The sequence below is a fragment of the Microtetraspora fusca genome, assembly GCF_001570365.1.
Lineage (GTDB): Bacteria > Actinomycetota > Actinomycetes > Streptosporangiales > Streptosporangiaceae > Microtetraspora > Microtetraspora fusca.
Map to the genome: position 1 here is coordinate 170,434 of NZ_BBYK01000041.1, position 23,709 is coordinate 194,142.

The following is a 23,709-nucleotide window of genomic DNA, read 5'->3' on the forward strand; positions in this document are numbered from 1 at the left end:
GCCTTCGGTCACGTTCCGGGCCCGCCCCCCGCGGACGGATGTCCCGGTGAGCGCGCCGATGCCGGTGCCGTTCAACTGGTGGGGTTTCCGGAAAGGGAGAATTCAGTGACGGAACAGGGCGTGGGAGTGGTCCGCCCGCTGCCGGGAGATGGCGTCGTCGCTCATGTGAACGGCCTGCTGCTGGTATGCGGAGCCGAGGACCAGCCGGTCGAGGAGCTGCTCGCGGCGCTGCGCGAGACCGCGGCCTCCGGCGGGGACGGCCGGGCGCTGGCCCGCCGGGTGGCACAGGTTCTGGCCGGGACGATGGATCGGCCCACGGGCGAGCCGGTCGCCTGCGCGATCGCCGGGCCGACCGACGGCGGCGTCGCGGTCCTGGTCAGCGGCGCGGCGGAGGCCAGCGTGCGCGGCGGGCCCGACGGCGACGTCCACCTCGCCGGGCGCCACGCGCTCACCTGGACCGACCGCCTGGTGCGCGGCCCGGTGACGTCGATCGAGTTGCGCCTCCCCGGCGCCGGCCCCTCCAGCCCGTACGCGCGGCTGGACGGCGGCGTGGTGACGGGCGCCGGCCTGATCCAGGACTTCACCGAGACCGGCGGGGTCGCCTTCCCGCCGCCACCGCCGAGGCGGCAGCCGATGCCGGCTCCGATGGCGCCCGCGGCGCCCGAGCCGATCGTCGCGCGCGAGCCGGTCGTGCCGCCGCCGTTGCCCTTCGCGCCCATGGAGCCGCCGTTCCCGCCCGTGGAGCCGCCGTTCCCGCCCGTGGAGCCGCCGTTCCCGCCCGTGGAGCCGCCCCGGGAGCCGCAGGCGCCGCCGTCGCCCTTCCCCAGGACCGACTCCGACCGCGACTCGGGACCGTTCGCCCCGGTGACGTCCGGGCCGTCTCCTGAGCCGTCGCCCTATTCTGAGCCGTCGCCCTATCCCGGGCCGCCGTCCGACCCGCTGCCGTACTCCGCCGCGTCGGCCGACTCCGGCCCCTACCCGGCGCCGCCGACGCCCGGACCGGAGGTCTCCGGCCCGCCGTCCGGCCCGATCTTGGGGCTCGGCCCCGGCCCGATCGGCGAGGGGTTCTCCGGCCACTCCACCGGCCCGCAGCCGGAGCCGGAGTTCTCGGGAGGCCACGAGGACGAGGGTGCGCCGCACGACGGCGGTGGGTTCGAGCCGTTTCTGAGCTCCTCCTCGGCCGGCTCGTCGTCGGGGTCGCCGGAGGAGGAGCCGGGGGACGCCACCCAGCTCGACTCCACGCCGTCGTCGGACCCGATGCCCATGGTGTACGGCGTCGACTGCAAGAACGACCACTTCAACGACCCGCGGGCGCAGTTCTGCGCGGTCTGCGGCGTTCCCATCCCCGCGCACGTGCTCGTGCCGTACAAGGGGACGCGGCCGTCGCTCGGTGTGCTGGTGCTCGATGACGGCGTCACGCTGAGCCTCGACTCCGACTACGTGCTCGGACGCGACCCGGAGCGGGCGCCGGAGGCGCAGTCGGGGGAGGCACGCCCGGCCAGGGTGACCAGCCCCGACGGTTCGGTGTCGCGGCGGCATCTGCGGATCACGCTCGACGGCTGGGACGTCACGCTCGTCGATCTCGGCTCGGTCAACGGCACCCAGATCCAGCCGCCCGGCGACCCGAACTTCTACGACATCCCGCCGAACGAGGTCGTCGCCATCGCTCCGGGCACAACCGTGCGCATCGGGGTTTCCCGCACCATGCGCTACGAGCCGCACCGTACGGTCTGAGCCGGCGGGGGCCCGTTCCGCGGGCCCCTTCGGCGTCGCGCGCCGGGGAGTTTCGGGGCGCGCGGGCGTCAGCGGCCGGCGAGCCGGTCCAACTCGCGGAGGATGAGGCGTTCGAGCCGCTCCGGGGGCATCCGGTCGGGGTAGAGGAGCCGGTGCGCGCTGAGACCGTCGACCAGCGCGAGCAGCCGCTCGGTCACGTCGTCGAGGTCCTCGCCGAGGTCGGAGGCCGCGGGGATCTCCCCGGCCTCGGCCGCCGAGGCGAGCAGGCTGCGCACGAGGTAGCGCAGCTCGGCCGCGTCCTCCCGCTGGAGGGCGAGGAGCGCCGGGCTGCTCAGGCCGCGTCCCCAGAAACCGACCTCGAGGCCGGTCTCGGCGGCCCGCTCCTCGTCGAGCGGCAGGTTGTCCAGCAGGACCTCGCGCAGCGCGGCGAGGCCGGTGAGCCCGGCCAGCTTGTCCTTCAGGCGGTTGGCGATGCGGCGGTGCGAGTCGCGCAGGGCCGACAGGAGGATGTCGTCCTTGTCGGCGAAGTAGTGCGTGAGCACGCCGTTGGAGTAGCCCGCCTCCCTGGCGATCGCGCGGGTGGTCGCGCCCTCGACGCCGTCGCGCAGGATGACCCGCCGGGCCGCCGCCATCACCTCGTCCCGCCGCTCGGCGTGGTCCACGATCTTCGGCATCTCCATTCCCCCTTCGTCTGTTGACACTTTAGTCGGACGTCCGTCTATTATCCCGGGCATGACGGTCGTCACACTCGGCGTCCACATCGTGGACGTGCTGGCCCGCCCGGTCGACTCCATCCCCCAGGGCCAGGACACGCATCTGCTCGAACAGATCCGCATCACGGCCGCCGGGGCCGCCGCGGGCACCGCGGTCGACCTGGCCGCGATCGGGCTCCCGGTCGCGTCCATGGGGGCGGTGGGCGACGACGAGCTCGGCGACTTCCTCATCATGATCATGCAGCGGCGCGGGGTGGACGTCTCCGGCGTCGTCCGCAGGCCGGGCGAGCAGACCGCCGCGTCGGTCCTGCCGATCCGGCCGGACGGCGGACGTCCGTCCTTCCACGTGCCGGGGGCGAACCTCGGGCTGGCCACGGCCGACCTCGACAAGGATCGCATCCTGGGCGCGTCCGTGCTCCACCTCGGCGGCATGGACGTCACCTGGGGCCTGCACGATCCCGCGTTCTTCGCCCTGCTGGACGACGCCCGCGCGGGCGGCACGGTGGTCACGATGGACCTGCTGTCCAACATGCCGGACCTCGTCGCCGGGGCGCGGACCTTCCTTACCCACGTCGACCACGTCCTGCCCAACGAGGAGCAGGCGCTCATGCTGACCGGCGCGGGCGACGTCGAGGAGGCGGCCGACGCCCTGCTCGCCGCGGGACCGTCCGGCGTGGTGATCACGCTCGGGGGCGAGGGCAGCCTGGTGGCCACGGCCGAGGGCCGGGTCCGGATGCCCGCGCTCGACGTCCCGGTGGTCGACACCACCGGCTGCGGCGACGCGTACTGCGCGGGCTACATCGCCGGCCTCCTCGGAGGCCGCGACGCCGTCGGCGCCGCCCGGCTCGGCACCGCGCTCGCCGCCAGGGTCGCCGGAGGGCTGGGCAGCGACGCGGGCCTCGCCGGCCTCGACCCGGCCACCCTGTGACCACCCCGACAGGACGAAGGAGCTCTCCCGTGACCGGTTTCTCGGACGCGTCGCTGCGCGAACGCGCCGCCAGGGTCGTTCCCGGCGGCATGTACGGCCACCTCAACGCCGCCCTGCACGGCGACGCCTACCCCCAATTCTTCGTACGCGGCGAAGGCGCCCGGCAGTGGGACGCCGACGGCCGCGAGTACGTCGACCTGATGTGCAGCTGGGGACCGATGATCGTCGGGCACCGCAACCCCAGGGTCGAGGCCGCCGCCGCGGCACAGCAGGCGCTCGGCGACTGTCTGAACGGCCCGGGGCCGGTCATGGTCGAACTGGCCGAGCTCCTGGTCGATCTCATCCCGTCGGCGGACTGGGCGATGTTCTCCAAGAACGGCACCGACGCCACCACGCAGGCGCTCATGGTGGCCCGCGCGGCGACCGGGCGGACGAAGGCGCTGGTCGCGCACGGCGCCTACCACGGCGCGGACCCCTGGTGCACGCCCGGCCTGTCCGGCACCACGCCGAACCAGCGGGCCGACACCGTCGAGTTCACGTATAACGACCTGGCGAGCGCCGAGGCCGCGGCGGAGGAGGCGGGGGACGTCGCCGCGATCCTGGTGACCCCGTTCAAGCACGACTCGTTCGAGGACCAGGAACCGGCCGACGCCGACTTCGCCCGGGGGCTGCGCGCCCTCGCCGACCGGATCGGCGCCGCACTGGTCATCGATGACGTGCGCGCGGGCTGGCGGCTCGACCTGCGCGGCTCCTGGGAGCCCTTCGGCGTCCGCCCGGACCTGACCGCGTGGAGCAAGGCGATGGCGAACGGCTTCCCGATCGCCGCCGTCACCGGGGTGGACGCCCTGCGCGGCCCGGCGCAGACGCTGTACTCCACCGGATCCTTCTGGTTCTCGGCGGCTGCCATGGCGGCCGCCAAGGCGACCATCGAGATCCTGCGCGAGACCGACGGCCCCGCCCTCATGGAGCGCGCGGGGACCCGCCTGCGGGAGGGCCTGGCCGCGCAGGCGGCCTCCCACGGGTTCGCGATCAAGCAGACCGGCCCGGTGGCGATCCCCTGGCTGTCCTTCGAGGACGACGCCACCCTGGACAAGGGCATGCGGTGGGCGGCCGCCTGCCTGAGCGAGGGCGTCTACCTCCACCCCTGGCACAACTGGTTCCTGTCCACCGCCCACACGGACGAGGAGATCGACCGCGCGCTGCTCGGCACCGACGCCGCCTTCGCCAAGCTCAGGGCGGCGTTCGGCGCCGACTGACCCGGCGTCGGTCGGGGTTCAGCGGGTGCGCGACCACTGGATGTCGTCCACGCGGGTGCCGTCGGGGCCGGGCAGCAGGCCCTTGACGAGCACCTCCTGGACGAACCCCCCGCGTTCCAGCACCCGCTGCGAGGCCGTGTTGTCGGGCGCGGTGCCCGCGATGAGCCGGCGCAGCCGGGTGTGCGTGAACGCCCAGTCCACGAGCAGGTCCAGGGCGCGCGTGACCAGGCCGCGCCCGCGGAACTCGGGACGCAGGCTGTAGCCGATCATCGCCTGGTCGAGCGGCGGGACGACGTTCGCGAGCTGGATGTCGCCGGCGAACTCGTCAGTGACGGCGTCTCGGATCGCCATCCCGGCCTGGTACCCGGCGAGCCACAGATGGAGGGCGTGCCGGCAGCGCTCCTCGGACTCGGCGTACTGCGGCGACTTCGGGGGCACGTGGCGCGCGTAGACGTCGGGGAGGGCCGCCATGGCGTGGTAGTCGCCGGCGTCCGCGAGGGTGAGGGGCGTCAGCCGCACGACGCCGTCGGTCAGCTCGCCGCCGGGGAGGAAGGGCAGGTACGGCCGGATCGCGTCGCCGGGATCGGACGCCAGGCGGGCGAAGCCCACCATGTCGGCGCGCGAGCCGTCGCGGCGGGGCCCCGCGCCGCGCAGCACCCCCTCACGCCGGAAGCCCGCAGCGTACGCGACCCGTTGGCTGGCGATGTTCTCGATGTCGGCGCGCAGGAAGATCCGGGGGACGCCCCGGCTGAAGGCCAGCTCGGCCAGCGCCCGGGTGGCGGCGGTGGCGACCCCGCGGCCGCGCGCCCACGGGGCGATCCAGTATCCGACCTCGCTGTTGCCGATCGGGTCGGCGGGCTTGAGCCCGGCCGCACCAAGGAGATCGCCGGTGTCCGGGTCGGTGACGACGTAGTTGGCGCCGCCGCGCTCCCAGATCTCGCGTGAGGTCTCGTTGATCCAGGACAGCGCGTCCTCGCGCGTGTACGGCGAGGGCATTATCGGGAGGAACCGGGCGGTCTCGGGGTCGTTGCAGGCCCGCGCCACCGCGTCGGCGTCTGCCTCCACGGCCCTGCGCAGCGTGTACGGCCCGGCGGAAACCAGGTTTTCGGGGTACATAGAGTGGTTCTACCAGCGTGAACCGATTCGCCGCGAGAGGGTTATGGGACGTGGCGGCCCGGGAGGCGCCGGGGGACGGGTCCGCGGGGGTCCTCGGGCGCCGTCGGCCGGGGTCCGGGACGCCGTCGGTACAGGGCAAACACGGATAGCCTTGGCGCCATGGGTTTTCGCAGGCACGGGCCGTTCCAGGCCGGGGATCAGGTTCAGCTCACCGATCCGAAGGACAAGCGGCACACGGTGACGCTGAAGGAGGGTGGGGTCTTCCACACCCACAAGGGCTCCATCCCGCATGACGACCTGATCGGGCAGCCCGAGGGCTCCGTGGTCCGCTCGTCGGGAGGCACCGCGTATCTCGCCTTCCGGCACCTGTTGCAGGACTACGCGGTGTCGATGCCGCGAGGCGCGGCGGTGGTCTATCCGAAGGACGCCGCGCAGATCGTCGCCATGGCGGACATCTTCCCCGGGGCCCGCGTTGTCGAGGCGGGGGTCGGCTCGGGCGCGTTGACGTGCTTCCTGCTGCGGGCCGTCGGCTCGGAGGGCTCGGTCACCTCGTATGAGCGGCGCGCCGACTTCGCCGAGGTCGCCACCAAGAACGTGGAGAAGTTCTACGGCGGCCCGATGGAGCAGTGGCGGCTGGTGGTCGGCGACTTCGTCTCCGCCCTTGACGAGCAGGACGTCGACCGCGTCGTCCTCGACATGCTCGCCCCGTGGGAGTGCGTCGACGCCGCGGCCAAGGCGCTCACCCCCGGGGGTGTGATCTGCTGTTACGTCGCGACGACCACTCAGCTCTCAAGAACCGTCGAAACCCTCAGGGAACACGGGAGTTTCACCGAGCCCCACGCGTGGGAGACCTTGGTTCGCGACTGGCATGTGGAAGGGCTCGCGGTACGCCCCGACCACCGCATGGTGGGGCACACCGGGTTCCTGGTCACGGCCCGCCGCATGGCGGACGGCGTCACGCCGCCGCCAAGGCGCAGGCGCCCCGCCAAGGGTGCGTACGGAGAGGGGACCGACTCGATATGACGATTCAGCCACAAACCGGCAAAACCGCGTGATTGGGGAACAACTAGGTGTGTACCTAATGCTCACCTGAATAAACCGCCCATTCGGTGCTAAACACCAGACACCCGATGTAACTACACGAACACTGCCCGGCCAGGTTACGTACAGCGGCAAGATAGGTAGGGTCTTGAGTAGTCGTTCTCGACGGGGAAGGAGGTGACGGGGCGTGGCAGCTCGCGACGACGCTGAGGCTCGGGCCGCGCAGCGCGAACGGGAGGTCGCCGACCTCACAACACAGGTCTCCTTCCTGCAAGAGGAGATCACCGCACTGCGGCGGAAGCTGGCAGAGTCCCCTCGCCAGGCCAGGGTCATCGAAGAGCGTCTCCATGAGGTGCAGGCCCAGGTGGCCGCCCTCACTGGGCAGAACGAGCGGCTGGTCTCCACACTCAAGGAGGCCAGGGACCAGATCGTCGCCCTGAAGGAGGAGGTCGACCGGCTGGCGCAGCCGCCGTCCGGGTTCGGCGTCTTCCTCGAGGCGAGGGAGGACGGCACGATCGAGGTGTTCACCGGGGGCCGCAAGCTCCGGGTGAACGTCAGCCCGGCCGTGGACGTGGACTCGCTCCGGCGTGGCCAGGAGGTCATGCTGAACGAGGCGCTCAACGTGGTCGAGGCCCTCGGCTTCGAGGACGTCGGCGAGATCGTCATGTTGAAGGAGCTCCTCGAGGACGGCGAGCGCGCGCTGGTGATCTCGCACGCCGACGAGGAACGCGTGGTCAAGCTGGCCGACTCGCTGAAGGAGCAGCCGATCCGCGCCGGTGACTCGCTCCTGCTCGAACCTCGTTCCAACTATGTCTACGAACGCATTCCCAAGTCCGAGGTCGAGGAGTTGGTGCTCGAGGAGGTGCCGGACATCTCCTACGAGGAGATCGGCGGCCTCTCCCGGCAGATCGAGCAGATCAGGGACGCGATCGAGCTTCCCTACCTCTACTCCGAGCTGTTCCGCGAGCACAAGCTCCGTCCGCCCAAGGGCGTGCTGCTGTACGGCCCGCCCGGTTGCGGCAAGACGCTCATCGCCAAGGCGGTCGCCAACTCCCTGGCCAAGCAGGTCGCGGAGAAGACCGGCCAGTCCGGCAAGAGCTTCTTCCTCAACATCAAGGGCCCCGAGCTGCTGAACAAGTACGTCGGCGAGACCGAGCGGCACATCCGCCTGGTCTTCCAGCGGGCGAGGGAGAAGGCCTCCGAGGGCACCCCGGTGATCGTGTTCTTCGACGAGATGGACTCGATCTTCCGCACCCGAGGTTCTGGCGTCTCCTCCGACGTCGAGAACACCATCGTCCCCCAGTTGCTGTCGGAGATAGACGGCGTGGAGGGCCTGGAGAACGTCATCGTCATCGGAGCGTCCAACCGCGAGGACATGATCGACCCGGCGATCCTGCGGCCCGGCCGCCTGGACGTCAAGATCAAGATCGAGCGGCCGGACGCCGAGGCGGCGCGGGACATCTTCTCCAAGTACCTCATCAGCGACCTGCCGCTGCACGGCGACGACCTCGCCGAGCACGGCGGCAGCCGGGAGAGCACGATCGCGGAGATGATCCAGCGCGTCGTCGAGCGGATGTACACCGAGAGCGAGGAGAACCGCTTCCTCGAGGTGACCTACGCCAACGGCGACAAGGAAGTCCTCTACTTCAAGGACTTCAACTCCGGCGCCATGATCCAGAACATCGTGGACCGGGCGAAGAAGATGGCGATCAAGGAGTTCCTCGACACCAAGCAGAAGGGCTTGCGGATCGCGCACCTGCTGGCCGCCTGCGTGGACGAGTTCTCCGAGAACGAGGACCTGCCCAACACCACCAACCCCGACGACTGGGCCCGCATCTCCGGCAAGAAGGGCGAGCGGATCGTCTACATCCGCACCCTCGTGCAGGGCAAGCAGGGCACCGAGGCCGGCCGTTCGATCGACACGGTCGCCAACACCGGCCAGTACCTCTAGCCACCGGCTCCGGTACACCGAAGGCCGGGAGGGGGTCCCCCTCCCGGCCTTTCCTTTTATCCGGAAACACGCTATTTATGGTGAAATGTACTAATTTCCGGATGGCGGCATGAGAATTCGCGAAATTTCGGGGAACCGAGGAGATCGGATCCACGTCAAAGGGGCGTGATCTACCTAGGTGTGCTCCCGTGACGTATGTGCCTGCGCATGGCTCGGCCGCGGGCGGTACGACGAGGGGGCCACGCCTCGTCGAACTCGACGCGTTGCGATTCGTCGCCGCGTTCGCCGTCATGTCCTTCCATTTCATGGCGGCCAGCAAGTCGCTCTGGGACGACTACCCCACAGCGCTGTTCGCGAGCATCAACCGCGTCACGACGCTCGGCATCCTCGGCGTCGAACTGTTCTTCCTCATCAGTGGGTTCGTCATCCTGATGAGCGCGTGGGGGCACAGCCTCGGCGACTTCGTGGTGTCCCGGGTCTCCCGGCTGTACCCGGCGTACTGGTTCGTCGTGATCGCGCTCTTCGTGATGTACACGTTCGTCGGCGTGAAGGGCTTCGACCCCAAGCTGTCGCTCCGCGACTACCTGGTCAACATGACCATGCTGCAGGGCGGCGTCGGCATCGGGCACGCGGGCGCCGTCTTCTGGTCGCTGTGGGTGGAGCTCAGGTTCTACATCCTGGTGGGCTTGTTCACCCTGGTCGGCATCACGCTGCGGCGGTGCCTCGGCTTCATGGCGGCCTGGCTCGTCCTCGTGGTCGTCGCCGAGGGCACCCGCAGCGACGTGCTGACCTTCCTGTTCATGCCGCGCCAGGCGCCGTACTTCATCGCCGGCATGGCGTTCTACCTGATCTACAGGTTCGGCTCCACGCTGGTGCTGTGGACCTTCGTGGGCGTGTCGTACGGGCTGTGCCTGCTCGCGGCCACCGAACGGATCAAGGGCCGGGTGGACATGATCGGGTTCGCGCACTACCCGGCTCCGCCGGAGGGCGCGATCATCGCGATCACGCTGATCTTCCTGCTGATCGCGGCGGTGGCGCTGGGCTGGCTCCGCTGGCTGCGGTGGCGGGCGCTGACCACAGTCGGCGCGCTCACCTACCCGCTCTACCTGGTCCACCAGAACGTCTCGGCCGTGCTCATCCCCGGCCTGAAGGACTCGATCGGACGCTGGCCGCTGGTCGGCCTCACCATGGCGACCTCGATCGTGGTCGCCTACCTCATCTACCGGCTCGTGGACCGGCCGGGGCAGCGGTGGCTGCGGGCCGCCCTGGGCGCCTCGCTGGACCGGATCCGGCTGCGCGACGGGCTTTCCGCGACGCCCCCTCCCGCACCGGTGACGGGGGTCGCGGCGCAAACAAAGGAAGCATCTGTGCCGTAACTATCCGGTAGCCGGGCATAGAGAAGAGGCTAGGCTCGGGGATATAACGGCGGAACGATGGCCTAAAGCAGGCGGGGTGCGCATGACGGTACGGCGGGTGATGGGCATCGAGACCGAGTACGGCATCGCCGTACCCGGGCAGCCGGGGGCGAACGCGATGGTGACCTCCTCTCAGGTCGTCAACGCGTACCTTGCGGCCTCGGCCGCGAGAGCTCGCCGGGCTCGGTGGGATTTCGAGGAGGAGAACCCGCTCCGCGACGCCCGGGGGTTCGACCTCGCCAGGGAGGTGGCCGACCAGAGCCAGCTCACCGACGAGGATCTGGGCCTCGCGAACGTGATCCTGACCAATGGTGCGCGCCTGTACGTGGACCACGCTCACCCCGAGTACTCCACGCCCGAGTGCACCAACCCGCGCGCCGCCGTGATCTGGGACAAGGCGGGGGAGCGGGTCATGTACGACGCCGCCGTCCGCGCCTCGGCGATGCCCGGCAACGCGCCGATCCAGCTGTACAAGAACAACACCGACGCCAAGGGCGCCTCCTACGGCTGTCACGAGAACTACCTGATGCGGCGGGCGACGCCGTTCGCCGACATCGTGCGGCACCTGACGCCGTTCTTCGTCTCGCGCCAGGTGGTGTGCGGGGCGGGCAAGGTCGGCATCGGGCAGGACTCGCGCGGCGAGGGCTTCCAGATCAGCCAGCGCGCCGACTTCTTCGAGGTCGAGGTCGGCCTGGAGACGACGCTCAAGCGGCCGATCATCAACACCCGGGACGAGCCGCACGCCGACCCGGAGAAGTACCGCCGGCTGCACGTCATCATCGGCGACGCCAACATGTCGGAAATTTCGACATATCTGAAGCTGGGGACGACGTCGCTGGTGCTCGCGATGATCGAGGACGGCTTCCTCACCCAGGACCTCTCGGTCGAGTCGCCGGTCGCGGCCCTCCGCGCGGTCTCCCATGACCCGACCTGCCGCTACGAGATCGCCCTGCGCAACGGCCGCAAGATGACGGCCGTCCAGCTCCAGATGGAGTACCTGGAGCAGGCCCGCAAGTACGTCGAGGACCGCTACGGCGCGGGCGTCGACGACATGACCAAGGACGTGCTCAACCGGTGGGAGTCGGTGCTCACCCGGCTCGCCGAGAACCCGATGCAGCTCTCGCGCGAGCTCGACTGGGTGGCCAAGCTCGAACTGCTGGAGGGCTACCGCAGCAGGGACGGCCTGCCCTGGTCGCACCCGCGGCTCCAGCTCGTGGACCTGCAGTACACCGACATCCGGCCCGACCGCGGACTCTACAACCGCCTGGTCGCGCGCGGCCGGATGCAGCGCCTCGTCGAGGAGCCGGACGTGGAGCGCGCGATCGAGCTGCCGCCCAACGACACCCGCGCCTACTTCCGGGGCCGCTGCCTGCGCCAGTACAGCGACTCCGTGGCGGCCGCGTCGTGGGACTCGGTCATCTTCGACATCCCCGGGCGGGAGTCCCTCCAGCGGGTGCCGACCCTGGAGCCGCTGCGCGGGACCAAGGCCCACGTCGGGGACCTGCTCGACCGCTGCCGCACCGCCGCCGCCCTCGTGGCGGCCCTGACCGGCGACAAGTGACGTCGGCCCGACAAGAGACGCCGGGGTGGTGAGCGGCGTCCAGCCGTGAGCGCGCCGCCGCCGCGGCGATTGAAGCCGCCTGTGAGCGCGCGGGCGGCTACGGGGCGGGGCCGACGCCGGAAATCTACGTTGTAAAGGCGCGGGCCGGAGGCACTTCGGGCCGCCGGCCGGGCGGCGCCGCCGAGATGCCCAGCCGCCGGAGCACGCCGACCAGCAGCGAGACCGCCTCTTTGGCGGTCAGCCGGTCGTCCGGATCCCGCCGAAGCAGGCCCTCGAGGACGGGACGGAGCGGGCCCGCGCGATGTGACGGCGCCGGTTCGCTCCCCAGAGCGCGCACCAGGTCGGCGAGCGACCTGGTCTCGCCGTACGGGGGATGGCCCTCCACGGCGCAGTACAGCGTCGCCCCGAAGGACCACAGGTCCGCCGCCACGGTCGGCGCCGCGCCGGTCACCCGCTCAGGGGCCAGATAGGCCGCCGTACGGACGATCGGGAGCGTGGTCGAGCCCGCGCCGTCGATCGCCGCCATCCCGAAGTCGGTCAGCACGACGCGGTCCTCGGTCAGCAGGACGTTCGCCGGCTCGATCGCCCCGTGGACCACTCCGGTCTCGTGGGCGTGCCGTACGCCGGAGAGGAGCTGGAACCCGACCCAGGCGGCCCAGTGGGCCGGCAACTGGCCCAGGTGGCGGACCGTCTCCTCCAGGGTGAGGCCCTCGAGGAGCTCCGTGACGATCCACAGCCGGCCGTTGGCCTCCAGCAGGTCGTGCACGGTCACCACGCCGGGGTGGCTCAGCCGGGCGGCCGACCGGGCCTCGCGCAGCGCCCGCCGCCGCGCCGTCTGCAGGTCGGGCTCGTCGTCGTGCTGGGACGGCCGCAGCTCCTTGATCGCCACGTTGCGCCGCAGCCGCAGGTCGTGCGCGTGCCACATGACCGTCCCCCGCCCCCGGCGAACGGCGGAGAGCAGCCGATAGCGATCTCCCAGCAGTTCGTGATCCGTCCCCATGAGCCACCCCCTGACATGACACGCCCCTATGTCTCCCGGATACATATTGTGGTCGCAAAAAGGATCACGGGTGTCCGTCCCAGGGCTCTGGCACGGGTAACGATCCGGTCTCCGAAATGATCTTGGTTGCTCTTCCGGGTCTCTGGACCGGTGGCGTGGTGGCGCCGGCACCCTGTAGGCGGGGCGTGGGCTTGCTTTTCGGCCTCGCGGGGGGTTGAGTGTCTGGACCGCCCCGGAGCCGGGCGAAAGATCGCGGGCGATCCGCGCGAATTGTCGCCCGGTTCGGGGAAGATACGAAAGAGAGGCATCCCCCGAGCGGAGGTATCCATATGGCGACGAGGGACACCGGCGGCCAGAAGCAGACGGGCCGTCAGGAGAGCGAGGTCGAGGAGACCGAGGCGCAGCCGACTCCCGATGTTCAGGAGCGCCACGAGAAGCTCAGCGACGACGTCGACTCCATCCTCGACGAGATCGACGAGGTCCTTGAGGAGAACGCGGAGGAGTTCGTGAGGTCGTACGTCCAGAAGGGCGGACAGTAAGGCCGGGAACGGCCGCGAAGGGGAGGCCCGGGTCCGGCGGAGACCGCGGACGTGATCCGCGGGCTCCGGGCCCGGGCCGGCACCTCACTCCGGCCTTTCCGCCGATTCGAATGCGCGCCGCTCCCGGGTCCTTGTCGTGCCGCCTTTCCGCCGATCCGCCATCCGAACGCGCGCCACGCCCGGGCCTTCCATCGATGAACCGCCGATCCGCGATCTCAGCGCGGGCCGCTCCGGGGCCTTCCGACCGGTCCGCCGACCCGTCATCCGGGCGTGCGCCGCATCCCTGGCGACGTCACACCGCCGTTTGACTCCGCAGCTCACCGGCCGGGGCGCGCCTTCCCCGGCCACACCGGAGCGGCCGGACGGCGGCCATGGCCCCCAACGGTCCCCATGGCGTCGCCGCCTCAGGCCGAGAGGTGAACGGTGGCGATCTCGAAGGGACGCAGCGGCAGCCGTACGACCCCCGCCGCGACCGCGAGGGGAGCGGTGGGGGAGCCGAGGGCGTCGGCGAGGCGCGCTGCCGTGAAGTCTCCCCGGATCACGGCCTCTGTCGCCGTCGGATGCTCCGCGACCAGGCGAACCTCCAGCACGCCGTCTCGCTCCCGCAGCGCCGCCATCACGACGCCCTCGCCCGACACCGCGATCGCGCGACTCCTCCGTTCAGCGGCCCGTGAGCGGTCCGCCGCGTCCGAGTTCCCCGCTCCGGGCACGGCGAGCAGATCGTGGCGGTACTCCTCGGCGAGGCGCGGCAGCTCCGCCTCGGCCCAGCCGCCCGCGTAGGGGAGGATGGCGAACCGCACCGAGAACGGCCCCTGGCACTGGGCGGCGGGGGTCGCCAGTTCCGGCCCTGCGGGCTCGTCCCGATAGGGGTTCCGGTTCCGTGACAGATATCCGACCGACCGCATCAGGGTGAGCGCCAGCTCCGCACGCCCGGGCGTGACATCCGCCGGGGCCGTGTCGACCACCACAGAGGTGTCGTCGGCCGCAGCGACATCGCCGCGGCGCTCGGGTGTGTCTCCCACCGCGCCCGTGCCGCTTCCTCGCCCGGCGGGAAGCACCTCGTATTCCGTGACGTGGTCGAGCAGCACCGCGAAGCCGCCGGCCGCCACGAATCCCTCGGCGGGGAAGGTCGGGATCGGCCGCTCGCCGGAGCCTCCCACCGTGTCGTCCGCGCGTGCCGCCCTGTGCGTCTCTTCGGCCCCTTCTGGCTCTTCGGCGCCTGCGGCCCCTTCCGGGCCCGCCGTCCGCCGGGGGTGCTCGGCGCTCGTCGCGGTCCCGGAATCCTCCGCCGGCCTGCCGGGCGGAACGTCCGCCGCGCCGCCAGCGCCGTCTACCGGGGTCAGGCCGCGCCGTACGACCGCGAACTGGCCCTCCGCGAACGACTCGGCGGCCGGGTGGGGGAGCGGGGCGTGCCACCGGAGGCGATGGTCCCGGCAGCGGACGTCGAGAGCGATCGCGCACCGGACGAACGGCTCGCCCGCCCGCAGCTCCACCCGGGTGGTGACGACGGTGCTCACGCTCTCGTGGGCGTCCGGCGAGCCGTCCCCTTCCTGAGGCCCGCCACCGTCGCGGGACGCGCCCCATTCGGCGGATACGGCGCCCGCAGGCCACTCGTAGGACCGGGAGACCTCCAGCACGGACACGAGCGGCCCCCGGCAGATCTCCTCGACCTTCACGTACGCGGGACGGTCGATGACGAGGTCTCCCTGCGGGGGAGCGTAGTTGTAGGTGTCGCCGACGTCGCCGCCGTGCGTGATCCGGCCGACGCCGTGCGCCTCGGTCCCGTCCCGGCCGCGCAGCGAGAGCGTGCCGTCGCCGGCGACGGTCACCCGCAGCAGGCCGTTGTCCAGGGTGCCCTCGGGGGCGGCGAGGGCGACCGCCGCCTCGGGTGTGCGGGTCAGCGGGACGGAGCCCCAGGAAGAGGGCTCCGCGGTCAGGACGGAGCGGCCGAGCGGCGGCACGGTGACCTGCGCCGCGACGGTGACGACCGGTTCGGCCAGCGTCCGTACCGTCCACGGGCCGGTACCCGCCTCGACGATGGCGCGGCGCAGGTCCTCGTACGCGTATTCGCCGGAGGCGTGCCGGCTCACGGTGATCGTGAAGACGCCGTCCGCGGCCTCCCAGGAGACGATCTCGTGCCCGAACAGCTCCCGCTCGTGCACCCGGCCGAGGAGTTGGGAGAGATCGTCCATGACGGTCTCGTCGAGCAGCGTGGGCGCGTGCTCCAGCCGCTGGATCGGCACGGCGTCTCCCGCCGGGTCCGTCAGGCGCGAGCGGTGCTCGGGCAGGTCGGCCAGCACCAGCGCGGTCCGCTCGAACGGCGACGGGTTGACCACGACCAGCGCGCCGCGCGGCGCCTCGGCGGCCAGCGTGGCGCTCACCAGGTCCACCACGGCCTGGCCGATCTGCTCCGCCTCGGCGATCCGGGCGGCGACCTGCTGCGCGGTCTCGTCGGCGCCGCACCCCGTCACCGAGTCGTGCCCCGAGCAGGCGATCAGCCGCCGCCAGGCGAGGTCGAGCAGCCGTCCGGACGCGGTACGGTCGGCCAGCCACAGGGCGGAGAGCGGCTCGGCGTACCGGATGAGGACGCGCTCGGCGCGGGCCATCCCCTGTTTGATCGGGACGCGGGCCGAGAGGACCCCGGGCAGGATGTTCGCCCGCGCGTGGGAGCGCAGCTCGCCGCGCACCTCCGGCAGGTCGGAGGGGGCGCCGGCCAGGTCCAGGAACTCCTCGAGGGTGGCGACGCGCGGGCCGTGTCCCGTGATCTCGGCGGCCGGGGCGGAGTGGTCGGCGCCGTACATGGCGAGCAGCGGACCGTCCGGACGCCATGGGCGCATGGACGCGGCGAACGCCGAGAGCCGGTCGGGCAGCCCCTCGCCTGGGCCGCTGAACAGGGCGACGGCGTTGCCGTACCCGCCGGGCAGGTAGTGGGTCACGACGGTGGAGCCGTCGGCGCCGGTCCACGCGAAGGCGTCCCGGCGCACCGACGAGGGCACACCGCGCCACAGGCACGCCCGGCGCAGCCCGGCGAGCGAGAGGATCTGCGGCATCTGCGCGCAGTGCCCGAACTGGTCGGGCAGGTACCCCACCCGCATGGCCCCGCCGAGGGCGGCCGCGCCGCGCATGCCGTACTCCAGGTTGCGGATCAGTGTCTCGCCGGAGCAGAGGAACTCGTCGGCGAGGATCATCCAGGGGCCGACGGCGAGGCGGCCCTCCTCGACGAACCTCCTGATGTCGTCGCGCCGCTCCGGGCGGATCTCCAGGTAGTCCTCGACGGCGGCGAGCTGCCCGTCCACGGTGAAGCGGTAGAGCGGGTCGGCCGCCATGATGTCGAGGACCTCGTCCAGCATGCGGACGAGTCCCATGCGGAACCGCTGGAAGGGCAGGTACCACTCGCGGTCCCAGTGCGTGTGCGGGACGACGACGATCTCGTGGGGGGTGTTCACGCGTGCTCCTCACGGGCTGGTCCGCGCGACCCGGCGGCGGACGAGGCGCTGCGGCTGGTGATGGCGGGCGATGCGCTTCAGGTCGTGGTCGGCGAGGTTCCCGGGGACGCGGCGGGCGGTGCGCCCACGTCCGGGGACGCCTCCGGTGTGGCCGCCTCGCCTCCGATCGGCAGTCCGGTGGATTCGGCGAGGCGCCGGACGATCCGCTGCGCCGTGACGATATCGCTCAGGGCGCCGTCCCGTCCGGTGAGTGGCGGTTTGTCCTGGGTGGCGAACCGGTGGAAGGCGACGAGCTGCCGTTCGAACGCCTCCGCGACGTCCCGGAACACGATCTTCCGCTCGGTGGTCCCGAGCCGGGTCACCGAGGTGAGCGTCGTGGGCGTGTTCATCAGGTACGGCGACGGGAAGTCGAGTTCGAGCGAGCCGTGCTCGTGGTGAATGATCACGCGCTCCTGGTAGGCGGGATATCCCGGCAGGTAGTGCCAGCGCAGGCTGTACCTGCCGACGGCCAGGTCCCCGTTCGCCTCGACCGAGGGCGGGAAGACGTCGTCCGGCCAGACGGCCACGTGATCCACCCCGGTCGGCGGGCCGGTGAACATCCGCATCAGCGCCAGATCGTGGCAGAGGCTACCCAGCACGACCTGGGAGTAGAGCCGTCTCAGCCGCTGCGGAGCCCGCGGGCCGAGCGCCGTCGTGACCGCCTTCTCGTCCGCCTCGGTGTACGGCGCGAGCGCCTCCGGCGACGGGTGCGAGGTGCGCGCCTTGGCGAAGAGGAGCTGGGACTCGCTCGACGGATGCATCACGGTCACGTCCAGATGCCGTACCGACTCGGGGCCGCCCGCCTCGTGGAGGACCTCGGCCATCCGCTGGGTGGCCGGGTCGTACTGCTTCATGTAGCCCACCATCAGCCGCGCGTCGGCCGGGATGGCGTCCAGCTCGGCCCTGCTGTACGCGAGCGGTTTCTCGCACAGCACCCAGTAGCCGCGGTCGAGGGCGGCCCGGACCAACGGGGCGTGCGTTCCGTTGGTGAGCACGATGAGCGCGTCGAAGCCGCCCCTGTCGAGCATCGCCATGGGATCGCCGTACGCGGTCACGCCCAGCTCTCCACCGATCCGGGCCGCGTGAGCGTCGTCCAGGTCGCAGACGGCGCTGAGCTCGAAGAGGTCCCTGCGGCGGGCCAGCAGCGGCAGGTACATCACCTGCGCGGCGATCCCCAGCCCCATGACAGCGATCTTCATGGCTCCCCCCAATCACCGCGATCGCCCGGAAAGAATGGGCGAATGAGCTTTTTGTCGGATTTGTGACTAGGTACAGATTCCCTGGGAAGCGCCCCGGCATGCGGCGACCGGGCCCCGGAGCGAGAGCGAGGGTCCGGTCTCAAGGGGGCGGGTGTCAGGTGCACAGGGCCATGACCTCGTTCGCCGGGGTCTCCAGCCGGTGCGTACCGGGGCTCGCCGGGAACGTGGCCCGCTCCCCCCGGACCACGGCGCGCGTCTCGGGGCCCCACAGGACCAGGCCGTCGGCGTCGATCGCGAGAAACTCGTCGCCGTGGCGCAGCAGCAGCGGGCCGTCCGGCGCGGCGGAGACGGCGGTGCGGCCCTCCGCCACGGCGGTGACGATCCCCTCGGCTCCCGCCGCCGGGTCCGCGAGCACCCAGGTCGTCGGCGCTCCGGGCGGATGCCCCTCCTCCGGCCGGTGGAAGTCGCCGCCCCCGACCACCACGAGATCCTCCGCCCACGCCTGGCCCCAGGCGAGCGGCGCGCCCCAGGTGCGGTCCCACCAGCTCCAGTGCCACAGCTCGGCCACCCTCGGCCGTTCCGCGGCCATCGAATGCCGCCACGCGCAGTCGACCGCCACCGGGTGGTTGACCGACAGGACGCCGCCCCGCTCACGCACGATCTTCGCCCACTCGTCCGGGTCGGCACGGAAGTCCACCCAGCCGATGTCGCCGTACGCGTTGGCGTGTCCGAGATCGGTGGTCACCTCCTGTCCGGGGACGAGAAGGAGCCCGGCCAGCGCCGAGGCGGCGGCCAGCTCGGCGTGGTGGCTGACGGTGTTGTGGTCGGTGACGCCGAGGAAGTCCAGGCCGCGGTCCGCGGCGAGGCAGGCCAGCTCGTGGACGCCGAGCGAGCCGTCGGAGTGGGTCGTGTGCGCGTGCAGGTCGCCGGCGAGCCAGCGGAGCCCCTCCAGCCCGGGAAGCCCGCGACGGGAGGCCGCCGGCTCCCGGTGCTGGACGCGCGGCACCCGGACGCCGGCGGCCGGATGATCACGCGGCACCGCGGGAGGGCGGCGGTGCGCGATCACCCTGATCTCGTACGGCAGGCCCTCCGCCGGGACCCGGTAGAGCCCGAGGAGGACCGACCACACGCCCGGCTCGATCTCGCCGGGCAGATATCCGGGCGTGGCCCACACCGGTCCGATGGTGAACTCCGAACGCGCGCCGCCCGACCAGCCCCGGAAGCCGCCCGGCCCGGAACAGCCGAGGTCCAGCGTCCCCGCGGATCGGTCGTAGGAGAGCCGCACGGTCACGGCGGCGGTGCCCGGGGGTAGCTCGACCGGCACCTCATGCACCGCGCCGCGGATCCGGTCGTCGAGCGTCCACACGCCCTTGATCGCCGTCATCGGTTCTCACCGTTCGCGGGTGAGGGGGACACCAGCCGGTCGTCGCGGTAGACGAGCCCGCGGCCGGGCCGGGGGACCGCCCACGCGGCCGTGCCCGCGGACGGCTCCGCGCCCTCCGGGACGACGGCCTGGATCAGGTGTTCTCGGGATTCGAGGGTGACGAGATGCGCCGTGCCGAGGTTCTCCACGACCGCTACCTTCCCCGCGAACGCGTCCGCTCGCGGCGTGGGCGACAAATCCATGTATTCCGGGCGCACGCCGTACACGATCGGGCCGTCCGGGACGCCGCCGGGCAAGGGGAGGACGGCCCCGGCCACGCGCAGGGCGCCGTCCCCCGCCGTGCCGGGCAGCAGGTTCATCGGGGTCGAGCCGATGAACGCGGCCGTGAACGTGTTCGCCGGCCGCTGGAAGACCTCGGTCGGCGTGCCGACCTGGGTGAAACGGCCCGCCGACATGACGGCGATCCGGTCGGCGAGCGCCAGCGCCTCGCCCTGGTCGTGCGTGACGAAGACCGTGGTCACCGCGAGCTCGCGCTGGAGCCGCTTGAGGAAGGTGCGCGCCTCCAGGCGGAGCCGGGCGTCGAGGTTGGACAGCGGCTCGTCGAAGAGGAACGCCCTCGGGTGGCAGGCGACGGCCCGGGCCAGGGCCACCCGCTGCTGTTGGCCGCCGGACAGCTGGCCGGGGCGGCGGGAGAGCAGCTCCGAGAGGCTGAGCCGGGAGGCGGTCTCGGCCGCCCTGGCCTCGCGCCGGGACCGGGGGACCTTCCTGATCCGGAGGGGATAGGCGATGTTGGCCGTGACGTCCATGTGGGGGAACAGCGCGTAGTCCTGGAACACCATGGCGACGTCCCGCTTGCCCGGCGGGACGGACGTCACCTCGGTCCCGCCGATCCAGATATTTCCGGATGTGGGAGTTTCCAGGCCGGCGATCGTCCGCAGCAGCGTCGTCTTCCCGCACCCGGACGGGCCGAGCAGCGCGAAGAACTCGCCGTCGGCGATCTCCAGGTCCAGCCCGTCGAGCGCCCGCACCCCGCCGGGAAACTCCTTGGTCAGCCCGCGCAACGCGATCAACTCTTGATCCCTCCGTGGAAGCGGAAGCCGTACCTGCGACTGACGAACACGTACATGACCACCACCGGCAGCGAGTAGAGCAATGAGAACGTGGAGATCAGATCGAGCCGCGGCGCGCCGCCCTCGGTGTAGAGCGTGTAGAGGATGACCGCCCCCGGCGCCTTGTCCGGATCGCGGAGCAGGATGAACGGCTGCAGGAAGCTGCCCCACACGTTGGCCACCGCCCACACCGCGATCGTCGCCAGGCCCGGCCGCACCAGCGGGATCACGACGTGCCGCAGGATCTGCCCGGACGACGCGCCGAACACCCGCGCGGACTCCTCGTACGAGGTCGGCGTGCCGTCCATGAAGTCCTTCATGATGAAGATCGCCGCGGGCAGCAGGCCGCCGGACAGCGTCAGCACCACGCCCAGATGCGTGTCGATCAGGCCAAGCCTGGTGGCCAGCTCGAACAGCGGCACCATCGCCGCCGTGCCCGTCACCACCGACGACAGCAGCAACAGCACGTACAGCAGGGCGTCCCGGCCCGGGACCCGCGCCCGCGACAGCGCGTACGCCGCCAGCGCCGCGAGCGTCACGACCAGCACCGCGCTTCCCCCGGCCTGGATCAGCGAGTTCCGCAGCGAGGTCAGCGCGTACGGATTGTCGAGCAACGCCTGGAAGTTCCGCAGCGTGAACTCCGGAACCGACACTGTGATCCCCGGCCGCGCGTCGAACGGGGCCGTCGCCAGCCACAACAACGGCAACGCGAAGAACCCCAACACCGCGGCCAGGAACGTCGCCCGCCCGATTACCGCCACCGCGTGTCTGATTGCCTCGCTGCGCTCGGCGGGCTCGGGGCGCCCCTTCAGGCGGCTCGTGCCCTCCTCACTCGGAGTCGCTCGTCCCTCGCTCTCCGCTCGCTCGTCGGTTACTTCCCCGCCGCGCCCCTCGCGGTGTCTGTTCGCCTGGCTTCGCTCGGGCTTGCTGTGCTCGCTCATGGGGCCGCCTTCGGGGTGGCGTCGGTGCGGCGGGAACGGAGCAGCCGCAGGTAGGCCACGGCGAAGACCAGGTTGACGAGCAGGACGAGGAACGAGATCGCCGCCCCGAAGCCGAGCCGCCCGCCGCTCAGGGCCACGTTGTAGATGTAGACCGGCAGGATCTCCGACCGCCCGTCGGGGCCGCCGGCCGTGATCTGGAAAGTCGAGAAGTCGTTGAACGTCCACAGGCTGATCAGCAGCAGGTTCGTCAGCACGTGCCCCTTGATATGCGGCAACACCACATCCCTGAGCTGCTGGAGCGTGGACGCCCCCGCCAGCCGGGCCGTCTCCAGAAGGGAAGGCGGGACGTTCGAGAGCGCCGCGCCGTACAACATCATCGAGAACGCCGTCCCCCGCCACACGTTGAAGACGATGATCGACGGCATCGGGTGGTCGAGCAGCCACGCGGCCCCCGGCGTGTGCAGCAGCGCGTTCAGCGTCCCCTCGTCGCGGTCCAGCAGCGCGATCCACAGGAACGCCACGACCGACGACGGCAGGATCCACGCCAGGAGCACCAGCCCCTCCGTGACCCGCTTCACCGGCCCCCGGCGGTCCCGCAGCACCCAGGCGATCGCGAACCCCAGCACCGCCTGCCCGATCACCGCCGACCCCAGCACGAACTGCACCGTCAGCCACAGCGACCCGCGGAACCGCTCGTCACCCAGCGCCGCGGTGTAGTTGTCCAGCCCGACCACCCGCGGGTCGGCCGCCTCCAGCCCCGTGAGCCGGTAGTCCGTCAGCCCCAGATAGATGGTCCACAACGCGGGGAAGACCAGGAAGACCCCGATCAACACCAGAGCCGGCAGCACGAACCCCGCGGTGCCTACCGGCCTCGCCGCGCTCGGCGGGCTCGGGGCGCCCTTGAGGCGGCTCATCGGGAGACGTTGGAGGCGCCGACGATGGATTCGAGTTTGCGCTGGTAGGCGGCGGCCGCCTCCTCGACCGACCGGCCGGACACCACCTCGGCGGTGGCTTCCTGCAGAGCGACCGAGACCTGCGGATAGACGGCCAGCGGCGGCCGGTACGCGGTGATCGGCAGCACCTCGTCCGAGACGAACTTCAGCATCGGGTCGACGCTCAGCACCTTGTCGTTCACGTCCGTGCGCGAGGTGATCCGGACCGCGCCCGCGAGCTGCGCCGTCGTCGCCTCGGCCGAGTGCATGAACGACAGCAGTTCCCACGCCGGCTTCGGATTCTTCGAGAACGGGTTCACCACGCGTACGGCGCCGCCCGACATGCTGACCGCGTCCTGCCCGCGGATGCCCACGCCGGGGCGCTCCGCCGGGATCAGCGCGTATCCGACGTCGGCGTCGCGGGCGGCCATCGGCGCGACCCCGGTCTTGGGCTCGATCACCGAACGCCAGAAGTAGTCGCCCTCCGCGAGGATGCCGACCTTGCCCTCGGCGAAACGGGCGAACGACTTGTCCCGGCCCTGCGCCTCCTGCTGCAGCTTCGGATCGCCGAGCCCGGTCGTGTAGATCTGCCGGTAGAAGCCCAGCACGTCCTTCAACGCCTGGGTGGCGCCCGTCCACTTGCCGTCGGCGTAGATCTCGGCCCCGGCTCCCGCGAGCAGCGGCAGCACCCCCTGCATGGTCGTGGCCTCGCCCATCGCCGTGCCCGCATCGATCTGGATCGGCACGGGCACCCCCGCTTTCTTAAGCGCCGCGCCCGCGTCGAGGATCTCCTGCCAGCTCTTGGGCCGCCAGTCGGAGGGCAGGCCGGCCGCGGCGAACAGCTTCTTGTTGTAGAAGAGGACCCGTCCGTCGGTGCCCTGCGGCAGCGCGTACCGCTTCCCGTCGAAGACGCCGAGTCCCTGTACGGCCGGCGGGATGCGCGACCACCCCTCCCAGGCGTCGACCTCGGGCCCGGCCACCTCGGCGAGCGGCTTCACGTAGCCGGCCTGGGCGAACTCACCGACCCAGATGCCGTCCAGGTCGATCACGTCCGCGCCCGCGTGCGACTTGAGGTCCAGCGCGATCTTCGTCTTGTACTGCTCGTCGGCGACGCCGCTCGGCTGGAAGCGCACCCGGACGTTACGGCCCTTGGCCTTCTGCGCGGCCTCGAATCGGGGGATCACCCACTTCTCGGTCCATTCGGCGGATTCGGAGTTCTTGCCGCCGGAGATGGCGTTCGCCGTGATGACGAGCGTGATCTCATCGCCGGAGCCACCGGACCCGCCACCGGTCCCGCACCCCGCCACAACCAGTACGGCTCCCGCCAGCACCGCGAACGCAGGTCTCATGGACGACCTCCTCATCGAGGTTAGGACGTACAGACAAATCGACAGTCGCACGTGAT

Annotated in this window: 18 protein-coding genes; 8 read left to right on the forward strand and 10 right to left on the reverse strand. The window is 71.4% G+C overall.

Annotated elements, in window-relative coordinates; translation table 11 throughout:
• The first annotated feature begins 105 nt into the window (after nt 1-105).
• Complete coding sequence (locus AWQ68_RS08135) at nt 106-1,734, forward strand: FHA domain-containing protein (protein ID WP_066937119.1); 1,629 nt, start codon at nt 106-108, stop codon at nt 1,732-1,734.
• Between the two features lie 68 nt (nt 1,735-1,802).
• Here AWQ68_RS08135 and AWQ68_RS08140 read toward each other — a convergent pair whose 3' ends face one another.
• Nucleotides 1,803-2,408: a TetR/AcrR family transcriptional regulator gene (locus tag AWQ68_RS08140; RefSeq protein ID WP_066937716.1), complete on the reverse strand. Its 606-nt coding sequence runs from the start codon at nt 2,406-2,408 to the stop codon at nt 1,803-1,805.
• Nucleotides 2,409-2,466: 58 nt separating this feature from the next.
• On the opposite strand from AWQ68_RS08140, the gene AWQ68_RS08145 reads away from it, so the two are divergent.
• Nucleotides 2,467-3,375 carry a carbohydrate kinase family protein gene (locus AWQ68_RS08145; protein WP_066937122.1) on the forward strand — a complete coding sequence of 303 codons (909 nt, stop codon included), beginning with the start codon at nt 2,467-2,469 and terminating at the stop codon, nt 3,373-3,375.
• 29 nt (nt 3,376-3,404) lie between these two features.
• Nucleotides 3,405-4,631: an aminotransferase class III-fold pyridoxal phosphate-dependent enzyme gene (locus AWQ68_RS08150; protein WP_066937125.1), complete on the forward strand. Its 1,227-nt coding sequence runs from the start codon at nt 3,405-3,407 to the stop codon at nt 4,629-4,631.
• An 18-nt stretch (nt 4,632-4,649) separates the two neighbouring features.
• Here the strand turns inward: AWQ68_RS08150 and AWQ68_RS08155 are convergent, their stop codons facing one another.
• On the reverse strand, nt 4,650-5,747 hold the full coding sequence (locus AWQ68_RS08155) for a GNAT family N-acetyltransferase (RefSeq protein ID WP_066937127.1): 1,098 nt from the start codon (nt 5,745-5,747) through the stop codon (nt 4,650-4,652).
• A gap of 159 nt (nt 5,748-5,906) precedes the next feature.
• On the opposite strand from AWQ68_RS08155, the gene AWQ68_RS08160 reads away from it, so the two are divergent.
• The 4 genes from AWQ68_RS08160 (at nt 5,907) to dop (ending at nt 11,715) form a co-directional block, all read left to right on the forward strand.
• Nucleotides 5,907-6,770: a tRNA (adenine-N1)-methyltransferase gene (locus AWQ68_RS08160; protein WP_066937130.1), complete on the forward strand. Its 864-nt coding sequence runs from the start codon at nt 5,907-5,909 to the stop codon at nt 6,768-6,770.
• A 205-nt stretch (nt 6,771-6,975) separates the two neighbouring features.
• Nucleotides 6,976-8,739, forward strand: a complete 1,764-nt coding sequence (gene arc / locus AWQ68_RS08165; RefSeq protein ID WP_066937134.1) for a proteasome ATPase — start codon at nt 6,976-6,978, stop codon at nt 8,737-8,739.
• Between the two features lie 188 nt (nt 8,740-8,927).
• Nucleotides 8,928-10,115 carry an acyltransferase family protein gene (locus AWQ68_RS08170; RefSeq protein ID WP_245655802.1) on the forward strand — a complete coding sequence of 396 codons (1,188 nt, stop codon included), beginning with the start codon at nt 8,928-8,930 and terminating at the stop codon, nt 10,113-10,115.
• An 82-nt stretch (nt 10,116-10,197) separates the two neighbouring features.
• The gene (gene dop / locus AWQ68_RS08175) at nt 10,198-11,715 is read left to right on the forward strand and encodes a depupylase/deamidase Dop (protein WP_066937140.1); all 1,518 of its coding nucleotides are present in this window, start codon (nt 10,198-10,200) and stop codon (nt 11,713-11,715) included.
• 124 nt (nt 11,716-11,839) lie between these two features.
• Here dop and AWQ68_RS08180 read toward each other — a convergent pair whose 3' ends face one another.
• Nucleotides 11,840-12,715 (reverse strand): serine/threonine-protein kinase, encoded by an 876-nt coding sequence (locus AWQ68_RS08180; RefSeq protein ID WP_066937143.1) that lies wholly within the window; start codon nt 12,713-12,715, stop codon nt 11,840-11,842.
• Nucleotides 12,716-13,044: 329 nt separating this feature from the next.
• On the opposite strand from AWQ68_RS08180, the gene AWQ68_RS08185 reads away from it, so the two are divergent.
• Nucleotides 13,045-13,254, forward strand: a complete 210-nt coding sequence (locus AWQ68_RS08185; RefSeq protein ID WP_066937146.1) for a ubiquitin-like protein Pup — start codon at nt 13,045-13,047, stop codon at nt 13,252-13,254.
• 404 nt (nt 13,255-13,658) lie between these two features.
• Here AWQ68_RS08185 and AWQ68_RS08190 read toward each other — a convergent pair whose 3' ends face one another.
• From AWQ68_RS08190 to AWQ68_RS08220, 7 genes are all read right to left on the reverse strand, one after another.
• A complete protein-coding gene (locus AWQ68_RS08190) occupies nt 13,659-16,700 on the reverse strand; it encodes a glycoside hydrolase family 38 N-terminal domain-containing protein (protein WP_066937148.1) in 3,042 nt (1,013 codons plus the stop codon).
• A gap of 77 nt (nt 16,701-16,777) precedes the next feature.
• Nucleotides 16,778-17,938 carry a Gfo/Idh/MocA family protein gene (locus tag AWQ68_RS08195; protein ID WP_066937150.1) on the reverse strand — a complete coding sequence of 387 codons (1,161 nt, stop codon included), beginning with the start codon at nt 17,936-17,938 and terminating at the stop codon, nt 16,778-16,780.
• Nucleotides 17,939-18,092: 154 nt separating this feature from the next.
• Entirely contained in the window at nt 18,093-19,322 is a 1,230-nt protein-coding gene (locus AWQ68_RS08200) for a CehA/McbA family metallohydrolase (protein ID WP_066937152.1), read from the reverse strand.
• On the reverse strand, nt 19,319-20,392 hold the full coding sequence (locus AWQ68_RS08205; protein ID WP_066937155.1) for an ABC transporter ATP-binding protein: 1,074 nt from the start codon (nt 20,390-20,392) through the stop codon (nt 19,319-19,321). The genes AWQ68_RS08200 and AWQ68_RS08205 overlap by 4 nt, the downstream gene beginning before the upstream one ends.
• On the reverse strand, nt 20,389-21,372 hold the full coding sequence (locus tag AWQ68_RS08210) for a carbohydrate ABC transporter permease (RefSeq protein WP_245655803.1): 984 nt from the start codon (nt 21,370-21,372) through the stop codon (nt 20,389-20,391). The genes AWQ68_RS08205 and AWQ68_RS08210 overlap by 4 nt, the downstream gene beginning before the upstream one ends.
• Nucleotides 21,369-22,286, reverse strand: coding sequence for a carbohydrate ABC transporter permease (locus tag AWQ68_RS08215; protein ID WP_066937159.1), 918 nt, complete (start codon nt 22,284-22,286; stop codon nt 21,369-21,371). The genes AWQ68_RS08210 and AWQ68_RS08215 overlap by 4 nt, the downstream gene beginning before the upstream one ends.
• Entirely contained in the window at nt 22,283-23,653 is a 1,371-nt protein-coding gene (locus AWQ68_RS08220; protein ID WP_066937161.1) for an extracellular solute-binding protein, read from the reverse strand. The genes AWQ68_RS08215 and AWQ68_RS08220 overlap by 4 nt, the downstream gene beginning before the upstream one ends.
• Nucleotides 23,654-23,709: the final 56 nt, after the last annotated feature.